The organism is Poseidonocella sp. HB161398, from assembly GCF_005870025.1.
GTDB lineage: Bacteria > Pseudomonadota > Alphaproteobacteria > Rhodobacterales > Rhodobacteraceae > Mangrovicoccus.
In genome coordinates, this window is record NZ_VATA01000006.1 from 109,592 (window position 1) to 136,281 (window position 26,690).

The following is a 26,690-nucleotide window of genomic DNA, read 5'->3' on the forward strand; positions in this document are numbered from 1 at the left end:
GGCCTCGACGTCGGCCATCGCACCCGCGGGATCTTGAGCGCAATTGGTTCGCGGCGCTGTTTTGGTGCTCCTGGGCTCGGATTGATCCGGACCTCCGGGGGACACGACGGCACCGCATCAAGCGTCGAGGTCGGCCCGGGCGTGAGGAAGAGGCGCCGGGTCGAGCCCGGCGCGGGACTGGATCGCACGGTGGCGTTGGCGGAGTACGCTAGGGGTAGGGAGGTTGCTTGGGAGGGGCATACGGCGACGGGATGCGGCGGATGCTGCCTGAGCGAGCAGCCCGACAGGAAAGGGATGGCTCCGGTCTTCGTGGGTGCCATAAGGTGCATGGCCGGAGTGGCGAGACGCGAGCGGGCAGGGGGATGGCCTGCTCGTCTTCGGGGAGACGGTTGGGACATGGCCGGTTGGGCGGTTGCCTTCGGGGCCTTGTCCGCGGGAAAGAGGCTCCCTTGGCGCGCGGCTGACACTTGTGCGGAGAATGGGGTTGCGGATTGTCAAGGGCGGTGAAACTGGTCGCTGCCGACCTGCCGACCTGCCGACCTGCCGACCTGCCGACCTGCCGACCTGCCGACCTGCCGACCTGCCGACCTGCCGACCTGCCGACCTGCCGACCTGCCGGTCTCGGGGACCGCGTGGCCGGGAGCCCGGAGAGACGATCCATCAAAGGGCCTGGAATATGCGCTGCGTCGGCTTCTTCCGGAGGCTTCTCTGGCAAGAAGCAGCGCTGCGGGAGCCCTCCGCCGATCCTGCTTCGAAGGGCGGGCAGGGGAGCAGAGGCCGTGGCAAATCTGTGCCAATGCCGGTCTTGCCGCAGGGAAGAGACGCTCTTTCCGGTCGCCTTCATAGCGGGAAACGGATAGGGTGGAGACACGCGCAGCAGCCGGATCAGCGGTTCTTGCGCGACGATCCTGCAGCCCGCGGTTCCGGAAGATTACCGGACATAGCGCAGAGCGGCAGGAGGCGGCGGAGATCCTCGGCAGAAACGCCAAAAAGCGCCGTCGCGGCACCACCCCGGAAACACGGCAGGACATCGCAACGCGAGACAGAGCGGGGCGGAAAACTTGTTAGTGTGCCAACTTTCTGCTGACAGGGGGCACGGTGGCGGCTAGAACCGGAGGGCGGATCAGCCCCCCGCGCTCGGACACAATGCCAAGCCAGACAACCCTCCCGATGCCGGATGGCGGCACACGGCTCGACGCCTACTGGTTCTGGTCCGGCCTGCCGGACGAGGCCGAGATGCGCCGCCAGCTCGCGGAGTTCCGCGCGGCGGGCTTCGGGCGGATCTACATCCAGGCGCGGCTGTCCATGCCGCGGGAGCTCTATCTGTCGCCCGCCTTCCTCGATGCCTATGCAAGGGCGGTCGGCATCATGGCGGAGGCCGGGCTGCGCGCCGGGCTCTATGACGACTATGCCTGGACCAGCGGCCAGGCCGGCGGGCGCAGCGTCGAGGGCGCGGACCATCTGCGCGAGCGGCATCTCTTCTGGGCGCGCGCCGGGGGCCGCCGCGCCGCGGTCAGCGGCATCCGCGCGACGCTGGGGGCGAGCCTCGGTCCGGCGGCGCGGCACTGGATCCACGAGGGCGGCGTGCCGCGCTGGGGCGGTTGGGAAATCGCCGGGGCGGTGATGCATCTGGCCGATGGCGGGCTGCGCGACGTTACGGACGAGGTGCGGATCATCCGGGCCGGGGAGGAGGGCGTCGAGGCGGAGCTTGGCGCCGACCTGCCGGCGGGCGCCGCCTGGACGCTTTTCGCCGCCGCGCGCGCCGTCAATTCGCGGATCGTCAACTATCTGCTGCCCGAGGCGGGGGAGCGCTTCGTCGAGGTCGGGCTGGCGCCCTTCGCCCGCGCGCTGGGGCCGCTGATGCCGGGCACGCTCGACCGGGTGTTCTTCGATCAGCCGGCACCCGGGCTCTATGACTGGGCGGAGCGGGCGGGCAATCTGGGCAACAGCCTGCCCTGGAGCGGCGGGCTGCGCAGGGCGCTCGAAGCGCGCGGCAGGGTGGCGCCGCAGCTCGCGCAGCTTCTGGACGATTGCGGGCCCGGGACCGGCGCGACGCGCAGCTTCGTCTACCGCGAGGTGACGGCGCGGATGCAGGACGGGTTCCTCGGCGCGCTGCGGCGGTTCTGCGACCGGCACGGGCTGGCGCTGTCGGGCCACGAGATCCTGCCGCATATCGGCAGTTTCGAGCTGAATGGCGGCTTCCGCAGCATCGATCCGCGGGTCTCTCTGGGGGCGGATTTCTTCGGCACCGACCGGTTCCGCGACGTGACCGCGGTCGACGCGAACAACCTGGTGCCGCAGCTTGCCCCCGTGCTGGGGCAGAGCGTGGCGCAGGCGGCTGGCCGGCAGGGCTGCGAGGTCGAGCTTTACGTAACGTCCACGCGGAACGAGGCCCGCGCCACCGGCCAGTGGGAGATGACACCCGCCGCACTGCGCGCGCAGCTCCTGCGGCTGCATCTTCTGGGCGCGTCGCGGGTGATCCTGCATGCGCTCTTCGCGGAGGCGGGCGATGCGCGGCCGGAGCCGCTGGGCAATCTGCGCTTCGATTTCCCGCCGGGCTACAACCTGCAGCCCTGGTGGCCGGCAATGGGCGCGATTGCGGCGGAGGCGGCGCAGCTGGCGGCGTTCCTCGAGGGCGCGGCGCCGGAGCGGCAGGTGGCGGTGCTCTATCCCTACGAGACGGCATTGCGCGAAGGGCCGCGGCATGCGCATGCGGCCCGGTTCGGCGCCTGGTGCGAGGCGCTCTGCGCGGCCGGGCAGCCGCCGCGGATCCTCGACGAGGCCGGGCTGGCGCGGATCGAGGACGCGGGGCAGGGGGCCCGGATCGACGGCACGGAGCTGGCGGCGCTGGTGCTGCCCGCGGTGACGGCCTTCGCCGATCCGGCGAGCGCGGCGCGGATCGCGGCGCTGGAGGCGGCGGGGCTGCCGGTGCTGCGCGGCGCGCCGGAGCTGGCGGGGCTTCCGGAGGGCGGGCCGGTGCTCGACCCGGTGCCGGGGCTGCGCCACCGCCTGGCCGGGCGCGATGCCGCGGGCTGGTGGCGGCTGGCGGTCTTCAATGACAGCGAGGCGCAGGCGGCGACGGTGCTGCGGCTGGGCAGCGGTCTCCTCTGCCGGGCGGGCGGCGCGTCGGTGGAGGCGCAGGCGGTCGATCTGCATCTCGCGCCGCAGGAGCTTCTGTGCCTGGAGCTGCGCGAGGCGGCGGCGGCGACCCCGCGCGCCCGGCTGGGGGCCGCGCCGCCGCTGCGGCTGGCCGCGGAGCTGGCCGAGGGCTGGCGCCTGCGGACCAGCGGCGCGGCACGGCCGGTGCGGGTCGATCGCGGCTGGGAAGCGCAGGGCGATCCGGACTGGTCGGGGACCGGGCTCTACGAGACGGAGTTCGCGCTGGAGCGCGCCCTGACCCTGGTACTGGAGCTGCCCGGGCTCGCCTGCTGGGCGGAGGTGCGGCTGGACGGCGCAGTGGCCGGCCGGGTCTGGCATCCGCCCTTCCGCCTGCCGCTCGGCCGGGTCGGCGCCGGGCGCCACCGGCTGCAGATCGCGGTTGCCAATACTGCCGCCAACCGCTTTCTCGCGGGCACGTCCTTCGGCGGCGCCTGCCCCGACCCGTCCGGGCTGACCCGCCCGCCCCGCCTGCTGACCGAGGATCTGCCATGACCCTGACCCCGACCCTGCCGCCCGATGTCCAGTGGTACACCTGGTCGGAGCGCCCGGCCGAGGCAGTGTTCCAGCCGCTGGGGATCCGCATCGCGCCGCTGCTCTATTCGACGCGGGCGCGGGCGGTGTCGCAGATCGCGCCGCGCCGCGATCCGGTCCGCCTGGGGCCGCACGGGCTCGGCACCTGCCGGGCGGAGCTGGAGACGGAGCTGGCCGGGACGCGGCTCGCCCTCTCGCTCGATCCGGCCGGGCCCTTCGTGCAGCGCGGCGGCTGGCAGCGGCGCAAGGCGGGCGAATGGGGCGCGCGCTTCTGGCTGACGCTCGCCGTCTCGGCGGAGGCGGCGGACGAGCTGCGCTACGATGCGGCGGCGCAGGCGGTGATGATCCGCTGCGGCAGCCGCTGGGCGGCGATCGTCACGGCCGCGCCGCCGATCCTCGTCTCGGGCCATGACAGCGTCGCGGCGCTTGCCGCGGATCTGGAGGCGAACGGCTATTTCAGCCTCGCCACGCGGGCGGAGGCCGCGCCGGTGCTGGGGCTGCGCTTCAATCTCGACATGATGCCAGAGGGCCGCTGGTGCGCCGCTGTCGCCGATGCGCCCGGGCTGGCGCTGGAACAGGCCCGCGCCGGGCTCGACCCGGCGCCTCTGCCTCTGCCTCTGCGTCCGCGCCAGGCCGGGGCAGGGGAGGGCGGGCTCGACGCGATCCGCGACATCCTCGGCTGGAACACCGTCTGGGATGCCGCCAACCGCCGCCGCTATACCACCGTCTCGCGGGTGTGGAATCTCGGCGACTATGCCGTCTTCGCCAATGACCAGGCCTATGCCGCGCTGCTGGCCGCGGTGCTCGACCCGGAGCTGGCGCGCGAGAACCTCGCCATCGCCCTCGGCATCGCCACGCCGCAGGGCAATCTCGCCGCGCTCGTGTCCTCGCATGACGCCTGGACGGACCGCAGCCAGCCGCCGCTGGGCGGGCTGATCGCCTGGATGATCTACCAGCGTTCGGGCGACCGGGCGGGGCTCGCCGCGCAATTCGGCACGCTCCTGCGCCATCAGCGCTGGTGGCGCGCGATGCGCGATCCGCAGGGCACGGGGCTTGTCTCCTGCGGCAGCTCGGATGTCGGCACGGCGCTCTACAAGGGCACCCATTTCGCCGCCCGCAACGAGACCGGGATGGACAATTCCGCGACCCATGACGAGGCGCAGATCGACCCCGCGACCGGCTGCCTCGCCACCTGGGATCTGGGGCTGAACTGCGCCGTCGCGCTCGATGCCGAGATGCTGGGCCTGATCGCCGCCGAGCTGGGCGAGACCGCCATTGCCGGCGAGATGGCCGCGCTGGCGGAGGCGCATCGCGCGGCCATCCGCGAGCGGCTCTGGGATCCCGAGCGGAAGATCTTCGCCAACCGCCACCTTGCCGGCGGCTTCGTCCGGGCGCTGGCGCCGACGGCCTTCTATCCGCTGCTCTGCGGCGCCGCCGATGCCGGGCAGACCGCGCATCTGCTGGCGCATCTGGCGGATCCGCAGCTTTTCGGCACGCCCTTCCCGCTGCCCAACGCGGCGCGCTCAGAGGCGGCCTATGGCGAGAATGTCTACTGGCGCGGGCGCGTCTGGCCCAATGTCAACTTCCTGGTCTGGATGGGGCTCTGCCGCGCCGGGCAGGACGAGGCGGCCGCGCGCCTGGCGGCGCAGAGCCGCGATCTTTTCATGCGCAACTGGCAGGACCGGGTGGCGGGCGAGAATTTCAATGCCGAAACCGGCGAGGCGCTCGACCAGGGCGATGCCGATCCGTTCTACACCTGGGCGGCGCTGCTGCCGATGATCGGGGTGGAGGAGATCTGCGGGATCTCGCCCTGGGAGGGCTGGACCCTGTCGAACGGCGCAGAGGCGGAGCTGGGCCCGCTGGAGACCCCGATCGGGCCCGCGGTGGTGCGGCGCGAGGCGGGCTGGCTGAGCCTCGAGGGGCCGCAGGGCGCGGTGCTGCGCACCGATCATCCGGGCCGGCTGCGGCAGCTGCGGATCGGGGCGGGGCATCTGGGCTGCCAGGTCTCGCCCTCGCAGACCGGGGCGCGGCTGGAGCTGCCCGGCGTGGCGGCGGCGCGGCTGGTGCAGATCCGCTGCGGCGGGGCCGTTCTGGAGCCCGCGCCGGGCGGGATGGCCGCGGTCAAGCTGCCGCCTTCGGCGGACTGGCAGCGGCTCGATATCTGGATGCTGCCGGAGGCGGGCTGAGCTCAGCCCGCCCGCAGCGCCAGCTCGGCGGCGGTGTCGGTCAGGACCAGCATCGGCGCGCGGTCCCGCATCACCGTCAGCGCCGCCTCGTGCAGCGCGGGCGTCCCGGCGGCGCAGGCATCGGCGATCAGCCGGACATGGCGGCCGTCATCCACCGCCTCGACGGCGGTGCCCAGCACGCAGCAATCGGTGGCCACGCCGCAGATCGCCAGGGTGGCATCGCCGGGCAGATGCGGTGCGGCCTCGCGCCATTTGGCGAAGCGCGGGCTCGAGATGCTGCTGCGCCCGGCCCAGCGGGGATCCAGATCCCAGAGCGCGGCGCGGGCCGGATCGACCGCGAAGGGCCAGCGGTCGTAATAGGGCTGCCAGGCGCCCTGCGGCGCGGCGGGGGGCAGGAAGCGGGTGAAGAGCACCTGCTCGCCATAGGCGGCCACCAGCCGGCCGGTCCGCTCGGCCACCGCGTCATAGCCCGGCGTGCACCAGGGGCTGTCGGGATGGCCGAAGCCCGGCTGCATGTCGACGACGAGGAGCCAGTCGCTCATGCCGGGACCGCGAGCGTGTCGGCGGGATCCCAGCTCAGCCAGACCTCGCCGCCGCCGGGCAGCTCGGGGATGTCGCGGTCGCGGGCGACGAGCTTCCATTGCTGGCCCGCGACATCGACGAGGCAGGTCGCCATCGCCCCGGCGAAGACCCGCTGCTGCAGCCGTCCCTTGACCGCGTTGCGTCCCTCGCCCGGCGCCTCGGCCGAGATCGACAGCATCTCGGGGCGGGTGGCAAAGCGGCGGCCGCCGGGCGATCCGGGCAGCGAGAGGCCGGAAAGCGCCGCCTCGGGCAGCCAGTTCGCCTCGCCGAGGAAGCCAGCGGCGAAGGCGTCGATTGGGCGGTCATAGACCTCGCGCGGCGGGCCCGCCTGGACGATGCGCCCGGCCTTCAGGATGCCGATCCGGTCCGACAGGGTCAGCGCCTCTTCCTGGTCATGGGTGACGAAGATCGTGGTGATGCCGATCTCGCGCTGGATGCGCTTCAGCTCGATCTGCATGTCGACCCTGAGCGTCTTGTCGAGCGCCGAGAGCGGCTCGTCGAGAAGCAGCACGCGGGGATTGGTGACGATGGCGCGGGCGAGCGCGACGCGCTGGCGCTGGCCGCCCGAGAGCTGCGAGGGCTTGCGGTTGGCCATGGCGCCGAGCTGGACCAGCTCCAGCGCCTCGGCGATGCGCCGCTTCTCCTCGGCGGCGGGGGTCTTGCGGACGCGCAGGCCGAAGCCCACGTTGTCGGCGACCGACATGTTGGGGAAGAGCGCGTAGTTCTGGAACATCATGCCGATGTCGCGCTTCTCGACCGGCACGGTCTCGACATTCTGCTCGCCGATGCGGATCGTGCCCGCTTCGGGGAAGTAGAACCCGGCGATGGTGCGCAGCAGCGTGGTCTTGCCCGAGCCCGAGGGGCCGAGAAGGGCGAAGAACCCGCCATCCTCGAAGGTGATCGACACGTCGTCCAGAGCAACCGCCTGGCCGAATTTCTTGGTGACATTGGCAACGTCGACGCGGGACATCAGCGGGACCCTCCGAATTTCGAGAAGCGGGCAGCGAGGAACATGACCGCCATGGAGACGGTGACGATGATGGTGGAGATCGCGTTGATCTCGGGGGTGAAGCCCTTGCGGATCGCGGTGTAGATCAGCACCGGCAGGGTGCTGTCGCCGGGCTCGGACAGGAAGTAGCTGACCACGAACTGGTCGAAGCTGACCGCGAAGGCGAAGAGCGCGCCCGCGACGATCCCCGGGGCGATCCAGGGCAGGGTGACGCGGCTGAGCACGGTCCAGGCATTGGCGCCCATCGAGCGCGCGGCCTCTTCCAGCGTGACGTCGAAGCTGGAGAGCCGCGCCGAGACGGTGACGATGACATAGGGCAGCGCCAGCGCGACATGGCCGATCACGACGGCCGGGGTGCCGCGGCCGATGCCGATGGCGAAGAAGAAGACCAGCATCGCGGTGCCGGTGATCAGCCACGGGATCGCGATCGGCGGGAACAGCAGCACCTGCAGGATGCGCTTGCCGCGGAACTCGTAGCGGAAGAGCGCGACCGAGGCGGCGGTGCCGAGGCAGGTCGCGATCACCGTGGTGCCGCAGGCGATCAGCACCGAGCGGATCGCGGCGGTGATGATCTGCTGGTTCCCGGCCATCTTGGCGTACCAGTCGGTCGAGAACTGGAAGGGCAGCTGGTAGAAGGGCGAGGCGTTGAAGGACATCGCCGCCATCACGAGGATCGGCGCGTAGAGGAAGACCAGGATCAGCGCGAGCCAGATCTTGCCGAGGAGCACGAGCGGGGAGCGGGTCATGTCTGCGCCCTTTTCAGCACGGGGCTCGCGGCGGCCAGGATCACGATGACCACGGCGAGCAGGATGAAGGACAGCGCCGCGCCGAGCGGCCAGTTGTAGACGGCGACGAACTGGTCCTCGATGACGGTGCCGTAATAGGTGCCCATGCGGCCGCCGAGGATGCGCGGCTCCATGAAGGACCCGACCACCGGGACGAAGACCAGCACCGCGCCGGCGAGGAGCCCCGGCAGGGACAGCGGCAGCAGGATGCGGCGCAGGATGGTCAGTTTCGAGGCGCCCATCGAGCGGGCCGCGTCGATCAGGTCGTCATCGACCGCCTGCAGCGCCAGGTACAAGGTCAGGATCACGTAGGGCAGGTAGCTGTGCACCAGCCCGATCACCACCGCGTCGGTGGTGAACATCAGGTTCAGCCGCACGTCGAAGGGCAGCACGAAGTTGATCGCGCGCTCCAGCACGCCATTGCCCCTGAGCACGATCGCCCAGGAGAAGATGCGCACCAGCGAGTTCGACCAGAAGGGCAGGATCACCATCAGGAACAGCGCCTCGCGCGAGCGGCCCTTGATGGATTTCGCCAGCACCAGCGCGCAGGGATAGCCGATCAGCACGCAGAAGAACGTCACCGTCACGGCGAGCTTCAGCGATTTCGCCAGCAGCGTCGAGTAGGTCGGATTCGTCAGGAATTCCGCGTAGTTGCCCAGCGTGACGCCCCAGTCCGGGGCGTCCTGGGGCATATCGGTGAGGAAGCTGAAGAACAGCATGGCCGAGAGCGGCAGGAACACCGCGACCAACAGCCAGAGATAGGCCGGGGAGAGCAGGGTGAATAGGCGCCTGCGTTCCGCCGGGGTGACGAGTTCGGCCATGCCGGTCCTCCGTTTCCTTGGGTGCCGCTCGGGCTTACTGGGCGGCCTTCAGCGCCTGCCAGATCTCCAGGTACTGCTGGCGGGTGTCGTCATCGACCGGGGTCTGGAACTGGACGCGCGCGGCGACCTCGGGATCGCCCAGCACGCGGCGGTTGAAGGCGGTCTCGTCGAGCGCGGCCGCGGCATCGGCATTGGCCGAGGCGGGCGCGCCCTCGGCGTCCCATTTCACGTAGAATTCCGGGTCGATCATCCAGTCGATGAACTGGGCGGCGGCCTCCTTGTGCTCGGAGGTGGCCGGGATCGTCAGGCTGTCGAGCCAGCCGATCGCGCCTTCCTTCGGCACCACGAATTCCACCGGCAGCCCCATCGCGGCGGAGCGCGCCGCCGAGCCCGACCAGTAGGTCGCCACGTCGAACTCGCCCGCGGCCATGTACTGGTTCCAGTCGTTCTCGCTGCCCCAGAAGGTGCGGACCTGCGGCATCAGCGCCTCGAGCTTGGCCTTCACCGCGTCGAGATCCTGGATGTCGTTGATCCCCTGGCCGGTCGCCAGCGCGCCGATCTGCATCGCCTCCACCGCGTCGTCGCGGATCGAGACGCGCCCGGCATGGGCCGGATCCCACAGCACGTCCAGCGTGTCGGGCACCGGGTCGAAGACCTGGGTGTTCACCGCGAAGGAGGTCACGCCCCAGGTCCAGGGCACGCCGTAGACCTCGCCGCCCTCGGTCACCAGGTCGCTTTCCGCGAAATCGGCGGGGATGCCCGCGTAGTTCTCCAGCGCGGAGGTGTCGATCGGCGCCAGCAGGCCTTCTTCGGTGGCCTGCGGGTTGTAGATCGCGTTCACCAGCACGACGTCATAGGCGCCGGGATTGGTGCGCATCTTGGTGAGCATTTCTTGCTCGGAGTTGAAGTACTCGTGCACGACCGTATGGCCGGTGGCCTCTTCGAAGGCCTTGAGCGACCAGTCGAGATCGGTGCCGTAGCCTTGCCAGTTGAGGACGCGGATCTCGTCGGCCAGCGCGCCGGAGGCGGAAAGCGCCAGCGCGGAGAGGGAGAGAAGGAAGGCGGATTTCATGTTGGTCTCCTTGTCGGAATGGGTCCGGGGCATTGGCGGCCCGCTTGTCGTTGGCGGTTTCAGGCCTGCATGAGGCCCAGCACCTCGCTGCGGGCGGGCGGCGTGGCCGGGCCCTCGCGGGTGGTCGAGAGGGCCGCGGCGATATTGGCGTAGCGCGCGGCGCGCAGCGGATCGCCCGAGGCGGCGAGCTCGGCGATGAAGCTGCCGATATGGCAGTCGCCCGCGCCGTTGGTGTCGAGCGGGTCCACCGGATGGCCGGGAATGGTCTCGATGCCCGCGGCGGTGGCCAGGAGGCAGCCATCGGCGCCGCGGCGCACCAGCGCGCCCGCGCGCCCCGATGCCAGCGCGGCGGCGGCTTCGGCGGGATCGTCCAGCCCGGTCAGCACCTCGGCCTCGGCGGCATTGGCGCTGATCCAGTCGGCGCGGGCCAGCACGGGGGCCAGCGCCTCCTGCGGCAGCTCGGCCACGACCGGCGAGGGGTCGAAGAGCAGGCGGACCGACGGGGGCAGCGCCCCGAGCCAGGCGGCCAGAGCGCCGCGCGCGCCGGGATAGTGCAGCGAATAGCCCGAGGCCATGACCCAGCCGGTGCCGGACAGGTCGATCGCGGCCAGCGCGTCGGCCGTGACCTCGCCTTCGGCGCCGGGGAAGCCGACGAAGCTGCGTTCGCCATCGGGTTCGACCAGCACGCTGCAGCAGCCCTGGTCGCGGTCCGGCAGCGCGGGGCGGGCGCAGGCGATGCCCTGCTCGGCCAGCGCCTGTGCCAGCGTCGCGGCCATCGGGCCGGTGCCGAGCGAGCCGCCGAGCGCCGCCTCCATGCCCGCGGCGCGGGCCGCGGCCATGGCGTTGAACCCGCCGCCGGGGCAGAGCGCGAAGCCGGTGACGACCGCCTCTTCGCCGCGCCGGGGCAGGGCGCGGACCTTGTAGACCAGGTCCATCACCGGGCCGGTCATCTGCAGGAGCGCGCCCATCAGGCCTGCACCTCCGCCTGGGCGCGCAGCGCCAGCAGCCCCTCGGCGATATCTTCCAGCGGCAGGTCGTTGGCGGCGCGGATCCGGTCGGTGGCGGCGCCGGGCAGGCGGCCGCCGGTGGCGCCGCCCATGGCGCCCGTGATGGCGCCGATCGTGTCGGTGTCGTCGCCGATATTGGCCGCGGCGACCAGCGCCTGCCAGAGGTCGTCTCCGGCCAGGCGGAGGAGGCCGAAGGCGCAGGCGACGCTTTCGCGGCTGGCGACAGAGGTGCCGGTGGCGGCGATCAGCGCCTCGATATCGCCGGTTTCGGCGACTTTCAGCGCGGCTTCGATCCGCCCGGCCATGTCGGGCTCGCCGGTGGCGCCGCCCATCGACTGGCCGAGCCGCGCCGCCTCGAGCGCCCGGCCGATGGCCATCTCGAAATCCATCCCGGCAATGCCGCAGCTGACGGTCATGGCGACGGCGGCGGCGGCGGCGATCGCCTCGCCGGTATTATGCGTCACCCGGCAGGTGCGGGCGGTGGCGGCGCAGATCTCCGCCGGGACGGGCGGGGTCATGATGCCGACCGGCGCGATGCGCATCGCCGCGCCGTTCGTGGTGCCGGTCCGGCCGGTCTCTTCCGGTGCCGCCCCGGCGAGGAGCGCGTCGATCGCGCGGCGCGAGGACGGGCCGAGCAGGTCCGACAGCCCCTTGGCGCGGATATCGGCCTCCCAGTCCAGCAGGTCCTGCGCCCAGCCGCGGTCGTCGAAGCCGCCCGGCTCGGCGATCAGGCGGCGTGCCAAGAGCAGCGCCTGCTCGGTATCGTCGGTCACCTGCGCGGGGCCGAGCCCGTGCGAGACCGGATGGCCGTCGAAGGGCGCGACGAAATCCTCGATGCGGCCATAGCGGGCGCGGATCGTCTCGCGCGGCAGCGTCTGGGCCGGCATGCCGAGCGCGTCGCCCATGGCCAGGCCGGTCAGCGCCGCCAGCGCGCGCGGGAAGGGGGAGGTGTCAGTCATCTTCAGAATTCCACGTGCAGGCCGAAAACGCCCGGATCGAGCAGGCTTTCGACAAATTCTACGATTCCGCCCTCGGCATCGCGCGTCAGGCGGCGCAGGCGGAGCATCGGCTCGCCGGGGCGGCGGCCCATCAGCGCCGCGTCGGCGGCAGGCAGCGAGAGCAGCACATTGGCGCGCTCCTCGCCCGAGGCGGGGACCAGCCCGCGCGCGGCGAGCGTGCGGCTGAGCGAGCCCTGTTCCAGCCCGGCCTCGAGCACCGGCGCCAGATCCGCGCGCCAGGGGACACGGGCGCGCTCCAGCGTCAGCCCCTGTCCGGTCTCCTCGCGGAAGCGCAGCCGGTCGACGGCCAGCACCTCGGTTCCGGCGGGGATATGCGGCAGGTCCAGATCCATGCCGATGCGCGAGATCCGCAGGATGCGCGCGCCCAGCCGGGCCTCGCCGCCGGACAGCGCGACGCTCCAGCCGGGGCCGCTGTCGATCACCGCGCCGCCGAAGGTCACGAAGGAGCCGATCCCGACCTTGGTGCGGATCAGGCCCTTTTCCGACAGGATGCTCAGCCCCTTGCGGATGGTAGCGCGGGACACGGCGAAGCGGACGACCAGCGCGCTCTCGCTCGACAGAGCGGCGCCGTCATGCAGCGCGCCCGACCGGATTTCGGCCTCGAGCAGCCGCGCGATGCGCTCTGACTTGGTCTCTGCTGCGGGTGGGGGCATGCGGTCTCCTGTCTCTCCCTGTAAACGTACAGGTACAGACAGGTTCGCAAACAGGATTCTGCATTCCGGCGGGAATTCCTGCATCTGAAGATCACTTTTTAGGCGAAAATGGCGCGATTTGCCGATCAAGTTGGCGGAAATGCCTGTCCGTTATGCGCCGGGCCGAGACACCGGGCCCCGGCCTTGCCTGCCGGACGGACAGGCGGGGGCCCTGGCCGGGCGCCTTCCTGAGGCGACCGGCCCGCCGCCGTGATTCGCCGCACGCGCGAGAAACGCCGCCGCTCCGCAGCACGGCGGGGCAGATGGCGGCACAGGGTTTTACGACCCGCCGCGGGCGGTGTAACGGCGCGTTACGGACCGGCCGGAGACAGGCGGAAAACCGGCGAAATCCCCATCTGGAATATGGGTTTCCGTTGCGCGGCAAGGCCCGCTCTGTACGCTCTGCGGCCACCAGAGGAGCCAGAGCGACCCCATGCAGCCGACCCGTTCCAGCCGTCCCATGCCCGATCTGCCGCGCCCGCCGGTGCGGCCATGACCGGCGCGGCGCCCCTGCAGGAGCTTCTCCGGCTGCGGCTGGAGGCGGTGCAGGCGGTCTCGGCGCTGATGGCAGAGCATCTGCGGCTGAGCCAGGCCGGGGCCGGGCTTCGCATCCGGGCGCTCGGCGGCGGCCGGGAGGAGGCGGCGCTGGCGGAGACGGAGGCCGCGCTGGCGGCCTGCGACAGGCAGATCGCCAGGGCGGAGGCGCGGATCGCGGCGCTTGACGCGCAGCTGGCGGCGGCAGGGAAGGAGCAAGACCGATGACGGACCAGAAGCCCATCCGGGCGATCACGCTGTTCGATCTGCTGGCGCGGGCCTGGCCGCTGGGCCAGCCGGTGACGGAGATGGCGTTCAACGCGGCGCTCTCGGCGGTGGCCTGCCGGTTGAAGGACGGCCGGCTGGCGCTTCTGCCGGTGGCCGATGCCGAGCATCCCGAGACGCGGATGCGCCGCGAGCTGGAACTGGGCCGGACGACGATCCGGCCGCGCAAGGCGCCGCTGCCGCCGCCGCAGCTTACCGATCCGCTGCTGGCGCCAGAGGCGCCGGGGATCTGCCCGCTGGGCGCGCAGGGCTTTGCCGTGGCGCGCGGGGCGGATCTGTGGCGGGTGACGGCGCGCGGCCAGGCGGTGCCGGCCCTGCGCGGCGAGGCGGGGGAGATTTCGGCGCTCTGCGCGGCCGGGACGGCGCGGATCTGTCTCGCCCGCGGCGACCGGCTGGAGCTGCGGGCGGCAGAGGGGCTGGAGGCGATCGCCACGGCCCGGCTCGGCGCGCCGGTGCAGCAACTGGCCGCGCGCCCGGACGGGCGGGGGTTCGCGGCCCGGGATGCGGAGGGCGTCACGCTGCTTTCCGGCGATCTCGGGATTGAGGCGCGGATCGCCTGCCCGGGCGGGGCGGCGGGCCTGGCCTGGTCGCCCGACGGGCGCTGGCTGGCGGCGGGGACGCGCGACCGGGCGCTGGCGCTCGTCGAGACCGGGGCGCATCGCGCGGAGCGGATCGAGGGATTTCCCGCGCCGGTGGCGAGCGCCGGGTTCAGCCGCGGGCCGACGGGCGCGCTGGTCGCTTCGGGCGGCTACCGCGTCATCGGCTGGGCGGGGCCGGATCTGCCCGCGGCGGGCCATCCGGGGCGGCCGCTCGAGACCGGCAGGCCGGGCTTCGTGCTGGTCGAGCGTGTGGCGGTGCATCCCGCCCGCGACCTCTGCGCGGCGGGCTATGCCAGCGGGCTGGTCACGGTCGCTACGATCGGCGGGCGCGACGAGCTGATGCTGCACGAGGGGACCGGGGCGGCGGTGACGGCGCTCGGCTGGTCGGCGGACGGGGCGCATCTGGCGATCGGCTTCGCCGACGGGCGCGCCGTGATCGCGACCTTCCCGAAGGACATGTTCAAGTAGCAACCACAGGGTTTTCAGGGAGGAAGATCATGACGCTGGAACTTACGAAGGAAGAGCGGAGCAAGGACGGGTTCTTCGGCGCGCTCGCGGGCATCTCGCAGGAGATGATCGACGCGCATGGCCGCGACTTCGCGATGGGGGCGCTGATCCTCGCCGCGCAGTGGATCCGCGAGGGCAAGCTCGGCAAGGACGCCGACCAGGTCCACTAGCGGAGGCCGCGGAGCGGGCGATGGCGGTCGCGCTGGCCCATCAGCAGGGGCTGCGGCAGGGCTTTGCGCTGCGCCTGTCGGTGTCGCTTCTGGCGCTGCCCGCGGCGGAGCTGGAGGCGCATCTGGCGGCGCTGGCCGCCGCCAACCCGCTTCTGGTGCTGGCGCGCCCGCGCGCCGGGCGCTGGAGCGGACAGGGGGCGTCGGACCGGCTGGAGGCGATGGCGGCGGAGGCGCAGCCCTCGCTGATCGCGCATGTCATGCAGGAGCTTCACGGCCTGCTGGCGCGCGACGGGCCCGAGGCGCGGCTGGTGCTGGCGCTGATCGGCGAGCTGGAGCCGACCGGCTGGCTCGGCCGCGCGCCCGGAGAGATCGCCCGCGAGCTGGGCGAGAGCGCGGAGACGGCCGAGGCCGTGCTGCGCAAGGTGCAGCGGATGGCGAGCCCCGCCGGGCTTTTCGCGCGCTCGCTCGGCGAATGCCTGGCGCTGCAGCTCGAGGAGGAAGGCGCGCTTGATCCGCAGATGCGCGCGGTGCTCGGCAATCTCGGGGAGCTCGAGACCGGCGGGCCGCGCGCGCTGGCGCGGCGGGCGGGGATCGGCGAGGAGGTGCTGGCGGCCTGCCTGGCGCGGCTGCGGCGGCTCGACCCGAAGCCGGGCGCGCGGTTCCAGGACGATCCGGTGCCGATGCGCCCGCCGGATGCGGTCGTCGCGCTGGGGCCGGAGGGGCCCGAGCTGGCCTTCGGGCAGGAGGCGCAGCCGCGCGTCAGGGTCGCGGCCCTGCCGCCGGGGCCGCGCAGCCCCGAAATGGCCGCGGCGCTGAAGGAGGCGCGGGCGGTCTGCCAGGCGCTGGAGCTGCGCCAGGGCGCGCTGCGCGAGGTGATCGCCGCGCTGGTCTCGATGCAGAAGGACTATTTCCGGGACGGGCGCGCCGCGCTGCGTCCGCTGCGGCTGGCCGACATCGCCGCCGCCACCGGGTTCCATGCCAGCACGGTCAGCCGCGTCCTGAACGGCTTCCTGATCGAAGGGCCGCAGGGGATCGTCGCGGCGCGCGATCTGCTCTGCGGGGCGGTGTCGAAATCGGGCTCGGGCTGTTCCAGCGCGCGGGTGGGGGCGCGCATCGCCGAGATCCTGCGCCGCGAGGACCCAGCCGCGCCGGTCTCCGACACCCGCCTGGCCGAGCTCTTGGCAGCCGAGGGCATCGAGGTCTCGCGCCGCATGGCAGCGAGATACCGCGCGAGATCGGGCTTCGCCTCTGCTGCATCGCGGCGCCTGCGCGCCTGATCCCGCCGCCTCGCGCGCGCCGCCGCGACACGGGCGCTGTAACACCCCGGAAAGCTGTAACGCAGGGCTGTAACGGAAGGAGACGGAGCGTCCGGGGCCTCCGGCCTTCGGCGAAGAGCGGCCCCGCCGGGAAAACATGCATCGCGAAAATTCATTTCCCGACAGAACAGCATCTTGGCAGGCGGCGGGCGGAAAAAAACGCGGAAAACCGGCCGGACGGCCCGTTCTGGACAGCCGCTTGCACATCCCTTCTGCACAAGACGCCGCCCGGATCGGCCGGGCGGATCCGAAGAACGAAGGACAGGACGCTGCAATGCCGCGACGCCGAAGGGCCGGGCGGCCGTCCCGCAACCTTTGCCGTGACGCAGAGCCGGAGTGCCAGGGGCGCACCGGCCGACCGATCCAGGCGGCGCCTGCCGCCATACTGCGTGGCCGGGCTGCCGGTCACCGAGCTTGAAAGGAGGCTCATGGCATGACTTTGACGCTAAACAAGATCACGTCCCAGCGTGGCATCTCCGTCGGGGAGGCAACCAAGAAGATCTCGGATCTGGGCTGGAACCCCAGCTATGTCCAGGAAGCCGCGACATTCCCCACCGACTACAAGATCACCAAGGCGCCGCGCGATCCGATGAAGCAGGTGCTGCGCTCCTACTTCCCGATGGAGGAGGAGAAGGACAACCGCGTCTACGGGGCGCTCGACGCGGCGCTGCGCGGCGACATGTTCCGCAATGTCGAGCCGCGCTGGATCGAGTGGATGAAGCTGTTCCTGGCCATCATCCCCTTCCCGGAAATCTCCGCGGCGCGCTCGATGGCGATGGTCGCGCGGCTGGCGCCGGGCGAGGATCTGCGCACCGGCTTCACCATGCAGATGGTCGACGAGTTCCGGCACTCGACGATCCAGATGAACCTGAAGAAATGGTACATGGAGAACTACATCGACCCCGCCGGGTTCGACATCACCGAGGAAGCCTTCGGCAAGTGCTACGCCACCACGATCGGGCGGCAGTTCGGCGAGGGCTTCATCACCGGCGACACGATGACCGCGGCCTGCATGTACCTGACCGTCGTCGCGGAGACCGCCTTCACCAACACGCTCTTCGTGGCGATGCCGTCCGAGGCCGCGCGCAACGGCGACTACGCCCTGCCCACGGTGTTCCTGTCGGTGCAGTCGGACGAGAGCCGCCATATCGGCAACGGCCACTCGATGCTGATGGCGGCGCTGAAGGAGCCGGAGAACCACCAGCTGCTGGAGCGCGACCTGCGCTACGCCTTCTGGCAGAACCACGCCATCGTCGATGCCGCCATCGGCACCTTCATCGAATACGGCACCACCAACCGCGACAAGGAGAAGGAATCCTACGCGGAGATGTGGCACCGCTGGATCTTCGAGGACTACTACCGCACCTACATGCTGCCCCTGGAGAAATACGGCGTGAAGGTGCATCACGACGACGTCCAGGAGGCCTGGAAGCGGATCACCGAGAAGAACTACGTCCACAAGATCGCCCAGTTCTTCGCGGTCGGCTGGCCGGTGAACTTCTGGCGGATCGAGGCGCAGACCGACAAGGACTTCGAGTGGTTCGAGCACAAGTACCCGGGCTGGCATGCCGAGTTCGGCGACTTCTGGAACTGGTACGGGAAGCTGTCGAAGCCCGGCGAAAAGATCATCACCTTCAACGAGGATGTCGGCTACGTCTATCCGCACCGCTGCTGGTCGAGCCTGGTGCCCTGCGTCATCCGCGAGGATCTGGTGGTCGACGAGATCGACGGCCAGCTGCACACCTTCGCCCACGAGCTGGACCGCTGGACCGCGGTCGAGGCCTTCTCGGACGAGTACCAGGGCCGGCCGACCCCGGCGATGGGCAAGTTCTCGGGCAAGCGCGAATGGGAGACGCTCTATGACGGCTGGGACCTGGCCGATGCGATCGTCGACCTGAACTTCGTGCGCGAGGACGGCCAGACGCTGGTGCCGCAGCCGCATCTGCGCTTCGACGACAAGGACATGTGGAAGCTGGAGCATGTCCGCGGCCACACGCTGGGCTCGCCGCTCAACGCGCTGCGCGCGATGGACCCGGCGGCGCGCGAGGCGCATCTGGCCGAGTACCGCGCGGGCTTCGCGATCAACCCCTGCAACTGACCAGGCGGGAGGGGGCCGCGGTCGCGGCCCTCTCCGGACGACGCGCGCCCGCGGGCGCACCCACGACCAGGGAGGGAAGGGACATGGCAGAGACCTATACGGTCCGGCTGATGCCTGTCGACGTGGAATTCGAGGTCGAGGAGGACGAGACCATCCTCGACGCGGCCTTCCGGCAGGGCATCGCGCTGCCGCATGGCTGCAAGGAGGGGCAGTGCTCCGCCTGCAAATGCGTCCAGCTCGACGGCGAGTCCGAGATGCTGAAATACTCGACCTTCGCGCTCAACGACATGGAGCGCGACAGCGGCCATGTGCTGATGTGCCGGACGATGGCGCATAGCGACATCGAGATCGAGCTTCTGAACTACGACGAGGAGCTGTTGTCGAAGTCCATTCCGGTGAAGGAGTTCAGCGGCCGGATCACCGAGTTCCGCAAGCTGACCCATGACATCCGGGGCGTGCAGATCGAGCTGGATGCGCCTCTCAAATTCTGGGCGGGCCAGTATGTCGACATCACCGTCAGGACCGAAAAAGGGGAGGAGATTACGCGGTCCTTCTCCATGGCAAATTCGCCGGGCGAAGCCCAGAAGCTCTCCTTCATCATCAAGAAGTACCCCGACGGACGCTTCTCCAACGAGCTCGACGACGGCGGAATCCGCGCCGGAGCCGAGGTCCGGGTCTGCGGACCCTACGGGATGTGCTTCCGGCGCGAAGAGCGGCAAGGACCGGTGATCCTGGTCGGCGCGGGATCGGGCATGTCGCCGGTCTGGTCGATCCTCAACGACCACCTCGCCAGCGGCGAGGACCGCCCGGTCTTCTTCTTCTACGGCGCCCGCACGCAGGCCGATCTGTTCAAGCTCGACGAGATCGCGGCGCTGACCGAGGCGAACCCCGGCGTGACCTTCATCCCGGTGCTCAGCCATGCCGGCGAGGATGCGGGCTGGGCGGGCGAGACCGGCTTCGTCCACGAGGTGGTCGACCGGCGGCTGCGCGAGCTGGGGCTCGAGGGGCAGGGCGACGTCTATGCCTGCGGCCCGCCGCCGATGATCGACGCGCTGACCCCGGTCCTCTTCATGCAGGACTTCGATACGGACCGGATCTTCTACGACAAGTTCACGCCGACGACAGGCTCCGCGGCCTGACCGGCCGGGGCGCGACCCGTGACACGAACCAACACTTCAGGGAGGCCAACATGGTAGCAACATCAAGCTCGGTGGGATCCGGGGCGGCAGGTGCCGCGACCTTCATCGGATCGAGGAGCCGCAAGTACAACTACTACGAGCCGCGCGGCAAGCGCGCGACGCATTACGAGGACGTCACCGTCGACGTCCAGCCCGATCCCGAGCGCTACCTGATCCAGGACTGGATCATCTCGTTCGAGGGCGGCAAGGGCAGCGGCGCCTATACCAAGGACTCGACCGCGGTGAAGTCGTCCAACTGGCACGCCTTCCGCGCGCCCGACCAGGAATGGGAGCGCACCCATTTCCAGCGCCAGTCGAAGATCGAGACCACGGTGCAGAGCGTCATCGCCAATGCCCGCAAGGCGGGCGCGCCCGCGGCCTTCGACCGGGCCTGGACCGAGATCCTGCAGAAGCACCTGGGCGCCTGGAAGCATGCCGAATTCGGCCTGGCGACTTCGCTGATGCAGGCGCAGCGCTACGGCTACACGCAGATGATCAACAACGCCACGCTGACCAATTCCTCCTACAAGATGCGGCTCAGCCAGGACATCACGCTCTATCTCGCCGAGATCGGCATGGACATCCCCGGCTGGGACGACACGAAGGGCAAGACCGCCTGGCTGGAGGACCCGATCTGGCAGCCGACCCGCGAGGCGGTCGAGACGATCATGGGGGCGACCGACTACCTGGAGCAGTACTTCGCCATCAACATCGTCTTCGAGCCGCTGGTGGGCGAGCTCGTCCGCTCGGGCTTCTTCATGCAGGCGGGGGCGGCGAATAACGACTTCATCACCCCCTCGGTGATCGCGGCGGCAGAGGCGGATTACGAGCGCAACCTCGCCAACACGATCGACCTCGTCTACCTGCTGGCCAATGACGCCGAATACGGCGCGCAGAACCGCGAGCTCTTCCAGGCCTGGGTCACCCGCCACGGCGCGCTGGCCGATGCCGCCGCCGCCGCGCTGCAGCCGATCTGGTCGCAGCCGCATTCGAAGCCCGTCTCCTTCGAGGATGCCAGGGCCGTGTCGCACGAGCGCATCGGCCAGATCCTCGGCGAGCTCGGGCTCTCGCGCTAACCCTTCCCAGCATCAAGGAGAGACCGCCATGTCCACAACTGCGCGCGACGCATCGAAGGGCAATATCTTCAAGTCGATGAAGGACATCACCTTCGACCAGTCGATTTCGCATCAATGCGGGGTGACGATGAACGACTCCGTCGAGGCACGGGCCATCGCCGAGTTCATGAGCGAGAACGACCCCGGCGTGACCGTGACCTACAACCCGGCCACGATCCGGCTCGACGGCGAGGGCAAGCTGATCTTCAAGATGGACGAGATCAGCGAGTTCCTCGGCCGCGACATGACCGCCGAGACCTTCGAGGTCAACACCTCCACCCATTACGGCCGCATGGTCCGCGTGGACGACAACACCGTGATCCTGTTCGGGAACATGGACGAGGTCATGGAATACATCTGATCGCCGCCACGCCCGCCAGGGGGCCGGTGCGGCGCGCCGGTCCCCGTGCAGCCAGCCGCGACGACATGGGAGGACAGAATGTACAAGACACCCGACGGAAAAGAGATCTTCGTTCTCGACGGCCACACCCATTTCTGGGACGGCAGCCCGGAGAACCAGGCGAATGTCCACGGCAAGCAGTTCATCGACTGCTTCTACGCCTATCACGCCAATCTCAGCCCGAAGGAGGAGCTGTGGGAGAAGGCGCGGTTCGAGAAGCCGACCGAGGACGACGTCTACCGCGACCTCTTCGTCGACGGGCCGGACGACATGGCGATCATCCAGTCGACCTACCTGTCGGATTTCTACAAGACCGGCTTCTCCGAGATCGGCCGAAGCCATTCCATGGCCGCCCGCCATCCCGAGCGCTTCATCATCAACGGCACCTTCGATCCGCGCGACGGCGAGAAGGCGCTGGAATACATCCACTGGATGAAGGAGGAGTTCGATATCACCGGCGTGAAGATGTACACGGCCGAGTGGAACGGCGACAGCAAGGGCTGGGCGCTGAACGATCCCGCCGCCTACCGCTGCTTCGAGCTCTGCGACAAGCTGGGGATCCGCAACATCCATGTCCACAAGGGGCCGACCATCCTGCCGCTGTCGCGCGACGCCTTCGACGTGGCCGATGTGGACTATGCCGCCACCGATTTCCAGAACCTCAACTGGATCGTCGAGCATTGCGGCCTGCCCCGGCTGGACGATTTCTGCTGGATCGCCACGCAGGAGACCAATGTCTTCGGCGGGCTCGCCGTGGCGCTGCCGTTCATCCACACCCGGCCGCGCTATTTCGCCGAGGTGCTGGCGGAGCTGCTGTTCTGGATCGGCGAGGACAAGATCCTGTTCGGCTCGGACTACGCGATCTGGACGCCGAAATGGCTGGTGGAGCGGTTCTGGAACTTCCAGCTGCCCGGGGACATCGCCGAGGAGCGCGGCGTCCAGCTGACCGATGCGGTCAAGGAGAAGATCCTGGGGCTGAACGCGGCGCGGCTCTACGGCATCGATGTCGAGGCCAAGATGAAGCAGCTCGGCGCCCGGCCGGTCGCCATGGCGGCGGAGTAGGCCGATGCTGCGGCGCTTCATACGCGAGGGGCTCGAGCTCGAGATCTGGGAGGTGCTGGAGCGCGTCACCGATCCCGAGCTCGACGAGCCGGTGACCGAAATGGGCTTCGTCGAGCGCGTAGCGGTCGCCGATGCCTGCCGGGTGGAGGTCGATTTCCGCCTGCCGACCTACTGGTGCTCGCCCAATTTCGCCTTTCTCATGAGCATCGGCATCCGCCGGGAGATCATGGCCCTGCCCTGGGTGCGCGCCGCAAGGGTGACGCTGCTTGACCACTGCCTCGGCGAGAAGGTGAACGAGGCGGTCAATGGCGGGCGCGACTTCGCCGAGGTCTTCGCCGCGCATTGCGACGGGGCGGACCTGTCGGACGTGGCCGGGACCTTCCTGGCGAAGGCCTTCGACCGCCGCCAGGAGGCGGTGATCCTCGGCCTTCGGGCCGCGGGCCGGGACGACGCGGCCATCGCGGCAATGACGCTCGGCGATCTGGATCGCGCGGGCCTTTCCGGGGCGGAGGCGGCGCGGCAGCGGCCGCGCTACCGCGCGCTCCTGCTCGAGCGGGGGCTGGCGCGGGCGCCGGACGATCCGGCCTTTCCCCGCTGGGACGGAGGGGCGATCGGCGCCGCGGAACTGCCCGCGCATCTGGCACGCCTGCGGGCGACGCGGATCAACATGGAGTTCAACGGCGCGCTCTGCCGGGGACTGGCCGCGGCCCGCTACAAGGAGGTGGAGATCGGGCCCGAGGGCCCGACGCTCGTGGATTTCATCGTCGGCCGCGTGCCGCCGCGGGAGGCGGCGGAGGGCCGGTCCTGACACCAACGAAACGACCTGGAAGGCACCCGCGGCATCCCGCCGGGTGAAGGGAGGACAATATGTCGAAACTACTAGTTCACGGCCGTTCGGCGCGCAGCGCGCTGGCGCGCGGCGTGGCGCGGCTGGCCGCCGCGGTCGAGCCGACGCTGGGCCCCAAGGGGCTGAACGCGATGGTCGACCGCCCGGTCGGCACCCCGCTGATCACCCGCGACGGGGTCAGCATCGCCTGCGAGATCGAGCTGGCCGACCGGTTCGAGAACATGGGTGCGCAGGTGGTGCGCGAGGTCTCGATGCAGACCAACGAGGTCGCGGGCGACGGCACCACCACCGCCATCGTGCTCGCCAATGCGCTGATCCAGAAGGGCGTGGTGCTGACCGAGAACGGCGCGCGCCCGGTCGATCTGTGCCGCGGGATCGACATGGCGGTGGAGCGGGTCGTGGCCGCGCTCGACGCCTCCTCGCGCGACTGCGCCGAGCATCCCGAATATCTCGATGCCGTGGCGCGGGTCTCGGCGACCGAGGCCGAGCTGGGCGATCTCGTCGCCGAGGCCTATCGCAAGGTCGGGCGCGAGGGCGTCATCAGCGCCGATTTCGGCGTCACCATCGAGACCACGATGGAGGTGATGGAGGGCATGTCCTTCGAGCGGGGCTATATCTCGCACCACATGGTCACCGACCGCGACGCCATGGCCGCGGTTCTGCGCCACCCGCTGATCCTGCTGACCGACCAGAAGATCCTGAAGCCCGCCATGCTGGACCGGGCGCGGGAAATCGCGGCGGCGGAGAAGCGCCCGCTGATGATCGTCGCCGAGGAGATCGCGCCCGAGGTCGTGGTCTCGCTGCTCGACGACGGCGGGGCGGGCAAGTACCTGATCGTGCATCCGCCGGAATACGGCCACTGGCGCTCGGCGATGATGGACGACCTGGCGATCCTGACGGGCGGCGAGGTGCTGGCCCGCGATCTTGGCCGCAAGCTGGAGAATGTCACCCTGGCGCAGCTCGGCGGCTGCGAGATGGTCCGCGCGACGGCCTCGGTCACGGCGGTGCTGCGCGGCGAGGGCGACCGCGCCGCGATTGCCGCGCGCCGGGCGCAGGTGCAGCGCCAGCATGACGCCGCGCCGCCCAATATCGAGCAGGACAAGCTGCGCGAGCGGCTGGCCAAGCTCTCGGGAGGCAGCGCGATCATCTATGCCGGCGGCTTCACCCCGGTCGAGCAGAAGCGCAAGATCCAGCTGATCGAGGATGCGCTCTGCGCGGTGAAGGCGGCGGCCGAGGACGGGGTCGTGGCAGGCGGCGGCGTGGCGCTGGCGCAGCTCGCCCCCGTGCTCGACGAGGTGCATGTGCTTGGCGATGTCGGCAAGGGCGTGGCGCTGGTGCGCTCGGTCCTGACCCAGCCGATGATGCGCATCGCCGCGAATGCCGGGGCGGATGTGGCCAGCGTCGTCCGCGCGGTGACCGAGGAGGGCGCGCCGGGCCATGGCTACAACGCCGCCGACGGCAGCTATGGCGACATGTTCGCGGCCGGCATCATCGACCCGGCGCGGGTGCCGGCCAGCGCGCTGGTCAATGCCGCCTCGGTCGCGACGCTGATCCTGACCACCGAGACGCTGGTCGGCGACCTTGCCGAGGGCGAGGCCGACCCGACCGAGGGTCCGGCGCTCGGCGGCGGTGCCGAGCGGCTCGGCCGCGCCTGATCCCTCCGGCCCGCGCGACCGGCGCGGGCCTGCCATGCCAGCTCAGGGGAGGAACCGATGAAAGCTGCAAGACTCTACGAATACGACCCCGCGATGAATGTCGAGCTCCGGATCGAAGACGTGTCTCCTCCGACGGTCACGGGCCCGGACGAGGTGGTCGTGAAGGTCGGTGCGGCCGGGCTCTGCCGCACCGACCTGCATATCATCGAAGGCGTCTGGAAGGACATCATGGACGCCAAGGGCAGCCTGCTGCCCTATGTGATGGGCCACGAGAATGCCGGCTGGGTGGAGGATGTCGGCAGCGCCGTGACCTCGGTCAAGCCCGGCGACGCGGTGATCTGCCATCCGCACCAGAGCTGCGGCATCTGCCTGAACTGCCGCTACGGCCATGACATGTACTGCGAGCACAGCCTGTTTCCCGGGCTCGGTCTCGACGGCGGCTTCGCCGAGTACTTCAAGACCTCGGAGCGCTCGCTGATCAAGCTCAACACCGGGATCACGCCGCTGGAGGTGGCGCCGATGGCCGATGCCGGGATCACCGCCTACCGCGCGGCGAAGCGCGCCGCGGGGCTGATGCATCCCGGCGCGGCCTGCGTGATCCTGGGCGTCGGCGGGCTCGGCCATATCGCGCTGCAATGCCTCAAGCACACCAGCGGCGCGCGCATCATCGCGGTGGACCGCGAGCCCGCGGCGCAGGTGCTGGCGAAGGAGCTTGGCGCGGACACGGTGCTCGATGGCGGGCCGGACCTGGTGGAGCAGGTCCGCGACCTGACGGGCGGCGGGGCGCATGTGGTGATCGACTTCGTCGGCGAGCTGGGGGTGGAGAACATCTGCTGGAAGCTCCTGCGCAAGGGCGGCGAGATGATCGTCGTCGGCTATGGCGGCAAGATCGAGATCCCGACGCTGGAACTGGTCGTCAACGAGATCAAGATCGGCGGCAGCCTGGTCGGCGACTATACCGAGCTGGTCGAGCTGATGGAGCTGAATGCCGACGGCAAGGTGCGGATGCACCAGACCGAGTACAAGCTGGCGAACATCAACCAGGCGATCGACGACTTCAAGCACCGCCGCTTCACGGGCCGCGGCGTGATCGTCCCCTGACCGGCAGGCCGGCGGGATCCGGTGCCGGAGCGGATACCAATGTCTCGGTGGACAGGGCCCTCCGGCCTCCTTACCCATGGACGACAGGCTGCCGTCATCTCCGCGCCGGGCACCGCCCGGGACGGCAGAGCGAGGAGCCAGACCATGTGCCAGATGTTCTCGGGGCAGGACCCGCAGCGATACGCCTCCACCACGCGGCGGCTGCGGCTCAACGGGCAGAGCACCTCGATCCGGCTCGAGAACTCCTTCTGGGCGATCATCGACGAGATCGCGGCCGGACAGGGCCTGAGCACGCCGGTCTTCCTGTCGACGCTTCATTCCGAAGTGCTGCAGCTTCGCGGGGAGCCCAGCAACTTCACCTCGCTGCTGCGCTGCGCCTGCCTCGTGCATATCGAGGCCAAGGCCGGGCCGGGGCTCGGGGTTGCCGCCGAATAGCGCATTTTCCGCCCGCCGTAGTAGCAGCTTACTACCAGGGCGGGGCGCAGCCGCGGCTATCCTGGGACCCTGGACAGTCAGGGACCGGAGGAGAGGGAACTTGGCCAAGGCAATACATTCGATGATCCGCGTGCTCGACGAGGCACGCTCGGTGGCGTTCTACCGCGAGGCCTTCGGGCTGACCGAAAGCGACCGGCTGGATTTCGACAGCTTCACGCTCGTCTACCTGTGGAACGGCGAGGCGGCGTTCGAGCTGGAACTGACGATCAACAAGGGGACGCAAGAGCCCTACGAGCTGGGCAGCGGCTACGGCCACATGGCCTTCAGCGTCGACGATCTGGATGCCGAGCATGCCCGCTTCGAGGCGGCCGGCTTCAAGCCGCGCAAGATCGTCGAATTCGAGCGGGACGGCACGCTGATCGCCCGCTTCTTCTTCGTGGCGGATCCCGACGGATACCAGATCGAAGTGCTTCAACGCAGCGGCCGGTTCGCCTGAACCGGCTCCCTTTTAGCGGACGTCTTCAG

The 26,690-nt window shown here is 70.2% G+C and carries 24 protein-coding genes; 16 read left to right on the forward strand and 8 right to left on the reverse strand.

What is annotated here, in order from left to right; translation table 11 throughout:
* The first annotated feature begins 1,146 nt into the window (after positions 1-1,146).
* On the forward strand, positions 1,147-3,651 hold the full coding sequence (locus FGX59_RS07140) for a carbohydrate-binding protein (protein ID WP_138465840.1): 2,505 nt from the start codon (positions 1,147-1,149) through the stop codon (positions 3,649-3,651).
* Entirely contained in the window at positions 3,648-5,876 is a 2,229-nt protein-coding gene (locus FGX59_RS07145; protein ID WP_138465841.1) for a trehalase family glycosidase, read from the forward strand. The genes FGX59_RS07140 and FGX59_RS07145 overlap by 4 nt, the downstream gene beginning before the upstream one ends.
* Before the next feature lie 2 nt (positions 5,877-5,878).
* Here the strand turns inward: FGX59_RS07145 and FGX59_RS07150 are convergent, their stop codons facing one another.
* Genes FGX59_RS07150 through FGX59_RS07185 form a run of 8 tightly spaced genes read right to left on the reverse strand, consistent with a single transcriptional unit; the run spans position 5,879 to position 12,824 of the window.
* A complete protein-coding gene (locus tag FGX59_RS07150) occupies positions 5,879-6,418 on the reverse strand; it encodes a cysteine hydrolase family protein (RefSeq protein WP_138465842.1) in 540 nt (179 codons plus the stop codon).
* Positions 6,415-7,428 (reverse strand): ABC transporter ATP-binding protein, encoded by a 1,014-nt coding sequence (locus tag FGX59_RS07155; protein ID WP_138465843.1) that lies wholly within the window; start codon positions 7,426-7,428, stop codon positions 6,415-6,417. Before FGX59_RS07155 ends, FGX59_RS07150 begins: the two co-directional genes overlap by 4 nt.
* Entirely contained in the window at positions 7,428-8,213 is a 786-nt protein-coding gene (locus FGX59_RS07160) for an ABC transporter permease (protein WP_138465844.1), read from the reverse strand. Before FGX59_RS07160 ends, FGX59_RS07155 begins: the two co-directional genes overlap by 1 nt.
* Positions 8,210-9,073, reverse strand: a complete 864-nt coding sequence (locus FGX59_RS07165; protein WP_138465845.1) for an ABC transporter permease — start codon at positions 9,071-9,073, stop codon at positions 8,210-8,212. The genes FGX59_RS07160 and FGX59_RS07165 overlap by 4 nt, the downstream gene beginning before the upstream one ends.
* A gap of 34 nt (positions 9,074-9,107) precedes the next feature.
* A complete protein-coding gene (locus tag FGX59_RS07170; RefSeq protein WP_138465846.1) occupies positions 9,108-10,145 on the reverse strand; it encodes a PotD/PotF family extracellular solute-binding protein in 1,038 nt (345 codons plus the stop codon).
* A 59-nt stretch (positions 10,146-10,204) separates the two neighbouring features.
* Entirely contained in the window at positions 10,205-11,113 is a 909-nt protein-coding gene (locus tag FGX59_RS07175) for a PfkB family carbohydrate kinase (RefSeq protein ID WP_138465847.1), read from the reverse strand.
* Entirely contained in the window at positions 11,113-12,111 is a 999-nt protein-coding gene (locus FGX59_RS07180) for an ADP-ribosylglycohydrolase family protein (RefSeq protein ID WP_138465848.1), read from the reverse strand. The genes FGX59_RS07175 and FGX59_RS07180 overlap by 1 nt, the downstream gene beginning before the upstream one ends.
* A gap of 2 nt (positions 12,112-12,113) precedes the next feature.
* Positions 12,114-12,824 (reverse strand): GntR family transcriptional regulator, encoded by a 711-nt coding sequence (locus FGX59_RS07185; protein WP_138465849.1) that lies wholly within the window; start codon positions 12,822-12,824, stop codon positions 12,114-12,116.
* A 531-nt stretch (positions 12,825-13,355) separates the two neighbouring features.
* Here FGX59_RS07185 and FGX59_RS07190 point away from each other — a divergent pair.
* From FGX59_RS07190 to FGX59_RS07255, 14 genes are all read left to right on the forward strand, one after another.
* Positions 13,356-13,625 (forward strand): hypothetical protein, encoded by a 270-nt coding sequence (locus tag FGX59_RS07190; RefSeq protein ID WP_138465850.1) that lies wholly within the window; start codon positions 13,356-13,358, stop codon positions 13,623-13,625.
* A complete protein-coding gene (locus FGX59_RS07195; RefSeq protein WP_138465851.1) occupies positions 13,622-14,749 on the forward strand; it encodes a WD40 repeat domain-containing protein in 1,128 nt (375 codons plus the stop codon). The genes FGX59_RS07190 and FGX59_RS07195 overlap by 4 nt, the downstream gene beginning before the upstream one ends.
* 29 nt (positions 14,750-14,778) lie before the next feature.
* Positions 14,779-14,958 carry a hypothetical protein gene (locus FGX59_RS07200; protein ID WP_138465852.1) on the forward strand — a complete coding sequence of 60 codons (180 nt, stop codon included), beginning with the start codon at positions 14,779-14,781 and terminating at the stop codon, positions 14,956-14,958.
* A gap of 20 nt (positions 14,959-14,978) precedes the next feature.
* Positions 14,979-16,235, forward strand: coding sequence for an RNA polymerase subunit sigma-54 (locus tag FGX59_RS07205; protein WP_138465853.1), 1,257 nt, complete (start codon positions 14,979-14,981; stop codon positions 16,233-16,235).
* 472 nt (positions 16,236-16,707) lie between these two features.
* The gene (locus FGX59_RS07210) at positions 16,708-18,372 is read left to right on the forward strand and encodes an aromatic/alkene/methane monooxygenase hydroxylase/oxygenase subunit alpha (RefSeq protein WP_138465854.1); all 1,665 of its coding nucleotides are present in this window, start codon (positions 16,708-16,710) and stop codon (positions 18,370-18,372) included.
* Between the two features lie 83 nt (positions 18,373-18,455).
* Positions 18,456-19,511 (forward strand): 2Fe-2S iron-sulfur cluster binding domain-containing protein, encoded by a 1,056-nt coding sequence (locus FGX59_RS07215; protein ID WP_138465855.1) that lies wholly within the window; start codon positions 18,456-18,458, stop codon positions 19,509-19,511.
* Between the two features lie 50 nt (positions 19,512-19,561).
* On the forward strand, positions 19,562-20,626 hold the full coding sequence (locus FGX59_RS07220; protein ID WP_138465856.1) for an aromatic/alkene monooxygenase hydroxylase subunit beta: 1,065 nt from the start codon (positions 19,562-19,564) through the stop codon (positions 20,624-20,626).
* A gap of 28 nt (positions 20,627-20,654) precedes the next feature.
* Complete coding sequence (locus tag FGX59_RS07225; protein ID WP_138465857.1) at positions 20,655-21,026, forward strand: MmoB/DmpM family protein; 372 nt, start codon at positions 20,655-20,657, stop codon at positions 21,024-21,026.
* 78 nt (positions 21,027-21,104) lie between these two features.
* Positions 21,105-22,127, forward strand: coding sequence for an amidohydrolase family protein (locus tag FGX59_RS07230; protein WP_138465858.1), 1,023 nt, complete (start codon positions 21,105-21,107; stop codon positions 22,125-22,127).
* 4 nt (positions 22,128-22,131) lie between these two features.
* Positions 22,132-22,935 (forward strand): iron-sulfur cluster assembly protein, encoded by an 804-nt coding sequence (locus FGX59_RS07235; RefSeq protein WP_138465859.1) that lies wholly within the window; start codon positions 22,132-22,134, stop codon positions 22,933-22,935.
* A gap of 59 nt (positions 22,936-22,994) precedes the next feature.
* Positions 22,995-24,629, forward strand: a complete 1,635-nt coding sequence (groEL, locus tag FGX59_RS07240) for a chaperonin GroEL (RefSeq protein ID WP_138465860.1) — start codon at positions 22,995-22,997, stop codon at positions 24,627-24,629.
* A gap of 57 nt (positions 24,630-24,686) precedes the next feature.
* Positions 24,687-25,730 carry an NAD(P)-dependent alcohol dehydrogenase gene (locus FGX59_RS07245; protein ID WP_138465861.1) on the forward strand — a complete coding sequence of 348 codons (1,044 nt, stop codon included), beginning with the start codon at positions 24,687-24,689 and terminating at the stop codon, positions 25,728-25,730.
* A gap of 144 nt (positions 25,731-25,874) precedes the next feature.
* On the forward strand, positions 25,875-26,165 hold the full coding sequence (locus tag FGX59_RS07250) for a ribbon-helix-helix domain-containing protein (protein ID WP_138465862.1): 291 nt from the start codon (positions 25,875-25,877) through the stop codon (positions 26,163-26,165).
* A 100-nt stretch (positions 26,166-26,265) separates the two neighbouring features.
* Positions 26,266-26,661 carry a VOC family protein gene (locus tag FGX59_RS07255; RefSeq protein ID WP_138465863.1) on the forward strand — a complete coding sequence of 132 codons (396 nt, stop codon included), beginning with the start codon at positions 26,266-26,268 and terminating at the stop codon, positions 26,659-26,661.
* Positions 26,662-26,690: the final 29 nt, after the last annotated feature.